General features: G+C 68.9%; 1 protein-coding gene. It reads right to left on the minus strand.

Features of this window, described 5'->3' with window-relative positions:
- Nucleotides 1-84: 84 nt before the first annotated feature.
- A partial coding sequence (locus ABZV91_RS32165) for an amino acid adenylation domain-containing protein (protein ID WP_355249480.1) occupies nt 85-4,547 on the minus strand: 4,463 nt, incomplete at its 5' end.

Here is a 4,547-nt window from a genome sequence, read left to right on the forward strand (position 1 = left end):
AACCTTGCATGCGTCCCCCCGGCGCGGGGGCGGGTCCCGCGGCCACTTTGACGCCGGGCGACCGCGGCCGCTACACCGGGAGGCTCAGTCCAGCAGATCGCTCAGCTCGAGCATCCGCTCCACCGCTGCCCACTGTCCGTCCGGCCGGCCCGCCTCCTCCAGGAGGAGCGCGGACAGGTCCTCCAGGGCGTCCGGTTCCAAGGCCTCGAGGCCCGCCCGGTCGATCCACAGGTGTGTGACCCATTCATCGCCGAGCGCCGCGCCGGTGACCTCGGGTACGAGCACCACCGCCGCGCCCGCCGCGCCCGCCGCCACGATCTCCGCCACCGCGGCCGGACCGTGGGTACGTCCGTACCGGAAGGTGCGGGATTCGTAGGTCAGCTCGGTCACGGTGTGCACCTCGGCCACCACGGCCGCCAGCTCGTCGTAGGACAGCACCCGGCCACCGGCGCCGACGCATACCGGATCGCCGCCCTGCAGCGGCCGCACCCGATCGGCGTAGGTCACCGGACGGGACGATTCCGCCGCGATCTCCGCGATACGCGCCGGATCATCCAGCACCAGCCAGTCGACACCCGGCGCGGCCGGCGGCGCACCCGCCACGAGGCCGGCCTCGACCGACAGACCCGCGGCCGCGGCGGCGGACACCGCGTCGGCGGGCACCAGCGCCGCACCCGCCTTGAGCACCGCCCAGGTCGCGACGGCCGCGTCGACCCCGCGTTCGAGCCCCAGCACCACACCGGTACCCGGCCCGTACCCGCGCCCGATCAGGACCCGGGCCAGCCGCGACGAACGCGCGTCCAGCTCCTGATAGGTGATCTCTTCCTCACCCCATACCACCGCGGGGGCTTCCGGATCGTCCTCCACCGACGCGCGCAGCGTCTGCGGCAGCGCGGTGCCGGTGGTGGCAGCGGGCGCCACCTGCTGCGCGGGCGCCGCCATCCGGTCGCGTTCGGCGGTATCGAGGATATCGATATCGCCCACGCGGACCTGCGGATCGGCGGCCACCGCGGTGAGGATCCGGGCGAACCGGCGGCCGAAGGACTGCACGGTCGATTCGTCGAACAGGTCGGTGGCGTACCCGAATACCGACCACAGTTCCCCGAAGCCGCCGTCGGCGTCCCGCTGCGGGTCGATACCGATCTGGAGATCGAACTTCGCGGCCAGTGCCTGCTCGCCCAGCGCCTGCACACTCAGCCCGGGCAGATCCAGGGTGGGCTGCTCGGTGTTCTGGAAGGACAGCACCACGCCGAGGAGCGGGTTGTGCGCGGTGGCCCGGCCCGGCAGTACCGCTCCCACCACCTGTTCGAACGGGATATCGGCATTCGCGAACGCCGAGAGATCCGTCTCCCGGGCCTGCTCCAGCAGTTCGGTGAAGGTCATATCGGGGTCCACCTTGGTGCGCAGCGCCAGGGTGTTGACGAACATACCGACCAGATCGTCGAGCTCCTGCTCCCCGCGTCCGGCGATCGGAGTGCCGACCACGATATCGCCGGCGTTGGTGAGCCGGGACAACAGCACCGCCACCGCGGCGTGCATCACCATGAACAGCGTGACGCCGTGCGCTCGCGCCGACTCGTCCAGCGAGCGGTGTACCTCGGCCTCGAGGGCGAAACTCGTCAGCCCGCCGCGCATCGACGGTACCGGCGGACGCGGCCGGTCCAGCGGCAGCCCGACATCTACGGCAACCCCGTCGAGCTGTTTCTGCCAGTACGCCAACTGGCCGGCGGCCGGTGAGGTCGGGTCGGTTTCGTCACCGACCACCGCACGCTGCCACAGCGCGAAGTCCGCGTACTGCACCGGCAACGGCGACCAGCCCGGCGAGTCACCACCGACACGAGCCAGGTAGGCCGTCATCAGGTCCCGGGCCAGTGGCGCCATCGAGGCACCGTCGGCCGCGATGTGGTGCGCGACGAACGCGAGCACATGGTCGCCGGGTCCGGTTTCGAGCAGCAGTGCCCGGACCGGCACCTCCTGGGTGACATCGAAACCAATCGACATCAGCTCGCCGATCCGAGCCACCGGATCAGCGGCGGCAGCCACCTCGAGGCCACTACCGAGAGCCTGCGCGACCGGCAGGACCTCCTGATAGGGGCGATCGCCGGGGCCGACCGGATAACGCGTCCGCAGCGTTTCGTGCCGTTCCAGCACATCCGAAACCGCCGCGCGCATGGCGGCGACGTCCAGTTCACCGGTCAGCCGGATCGCCATCGGAATGTTGTACGCGGGCGAACCGGGATCGAACTGGTTGATCAGCCACATGCGCTGCTGCGCCAGTGACAACGGCACCAACTCCGGCCGCGGCTGCGGCACCAGCGGCGTCCGCGCACCGGATCCGGCATGCTGCTCCACCCGTACCGCCAGACCGGCCACCGTCGAAGCCTCGAACAGCGCCCGCACCGGAACAGTCGTGTCGAGTGCCTTACCCAACCGCGCCGCCACCTGTGTCGCGATCAGCGAGTTACCACCGAGGTCGAAGAAGTCGTCGTCGGCACCGACCCGCTCGATACCGAGGATGTCGGCGAACACACCCGCCACGATCTCCTCGATCGGAGTCGACGCGGCCCGGAACGCGCGCGCCTCGAACACCGGCTCCGGCAGAGCTTTACGATCCAGCTTCCCGTTGACGGTCAACGGCAGCGCGGACAGTTCCACGAACACCGACGGCACCATGTACGACGGCAACCGCCGCGCCAATTCCGACTGGATCCGCGCCGTATCCGACCCGGCCGCACCGCTGGGCACCACATACGCGACCAGCCGGTCACCGGTCCGCGGATCCGACTTCGCCACCACCGCGGTCTGCGCGACCTCCGGCAACGCCAGCAACGCCGCCTCGATCTCCCCCAACTCGATCCGGAACCCACGAATCTTCACCTGGAAATCGGTACGACCCCGATACTCCAGCTCGCCCGCACCGTTCCAGGCGACGAGGTCACCGGTGCGATACATCCGCTGCCCCGCCACGAACGGATCCGCCACGAACCGATCCGCACTCAGGTCCGGCCGACCGAAATACCCGACCGCCAACTGCGCACCCGCCAGATACAACTCACCCGCCACACCATCGGGCACCGGACGCAACCGCGAATCCAACACATACACACGGCTGTTCCACTGCGGCACACCGATCGGCACCGACACCACATCGACATCGGTCACCCGATGGGTGGTGACCGACACCGCGGCTTCCGTCGGACCGTACAGGTTGAACAACCCGACACCCGGACAGGCAGCCAGCATCCGCTGCGCCGTCGCCGCCGGCAACGCCTCACCGATCGCCAGCACCCGCCGCAACGACTCCGGCAAACCATCCCCGGTGCTCAAGAGCGCATCCAGCATCGACGGCACCACCGTCAACGTCGTCACCCGCTCACGACGCATCAACTGGTTCAGATACGACGGATCGCGATGGCCCTCCGGCTCCGCGATGACCATCCGGCCACCACTCACCGCGGCGGTCCAGAACTCCCACACCGACAGGTCGAATGTCGCCGCGGTCTTCAACAAGATCGCATCCGTGGCATCGAGTGCGAACTCCGCGACGATGTACCGCAACTGGTTCACGATCGCCGCATGCGGGACCGCCACACCCTTCGGGCGACCCGTCGAACCCGACGTGAAGATCACATACGCCGTATTCGACGCCCGCAACGGCATCACCCGCTCGGCATCGGTCACCGGGGAAGCCGCGAAACCACTCAGATCGAGAGTGTCCACGGCCAGCGACGGCACACCGTGGTTCACCACGACATCAGTGGCGTCGGCACTGCTGGTCAGTACGCGCACCGGTGCCGCGGTATCCAGGATGTAACCGGTCCGCTCGGCCGGCTGATCCGGATCCACCGGCACATACACACCACCGGCAGCGGCGACCGCGTACATCGCGACCACCAGATCCACCGACCGCCGCAACGCCAGCACCACACGATCCTGCGGACCCACGCCCTCGGCGATCAGGAACCGCGCCAGCCGATTGACCCGCGCACCCAACTCGGCGTAGGTGATATGCGAACCGTCCGCGGCCACCAACGCCACGGCATCCGGTGTGGCTGCCACCGACGCATCCAGCAACGACACCAACGTCGCCGCCGAATCCAACTCCCGACCCGTCGCGTTACGAGCCCGCAGCGCCTGCCGCTCGGCCGGCGCCAAGATCTCCACATCGCCCACCGGCGTCAGCGGATCCGCCACGATCTCGCCGAGCAACCGGACGAACCGATCGACCATCCCCTGCGCGGTAGCGCGGTCGAACAGATCGGTGGCGTAGGTCAGATGACCGTGCACACCGAGGGGAGCGCCGTTGTCGTCGTAGCCGTCGGCAACGATCAGGTGCAGATCGAACTGCGAGACCTCGGTATCGACATCCAGACCCGAGACCGTCAGCCCCGGCAACTCCAGACGCGACTGCGCCAGGTTCTGGAACGAGAAACCGACCTGGAACAGCGGATGCCGCGCCGTGGACCGCGCCGGGTTGAGGACCTCCACCAAACGCTCGAACGGCACATCCGCGTGCGCGAACGCCGCGATATCGGTTTCCCGCTGGC

This window comes from Nocardia sp. NPDC004568 (genome assembly GCF_040609955.1).
Taxonomy (GTDB): Bacteria; Actinomycetota; Actinomycetes; order Mycobacteriales; family Mycobacteriaceae; genus Nocardia.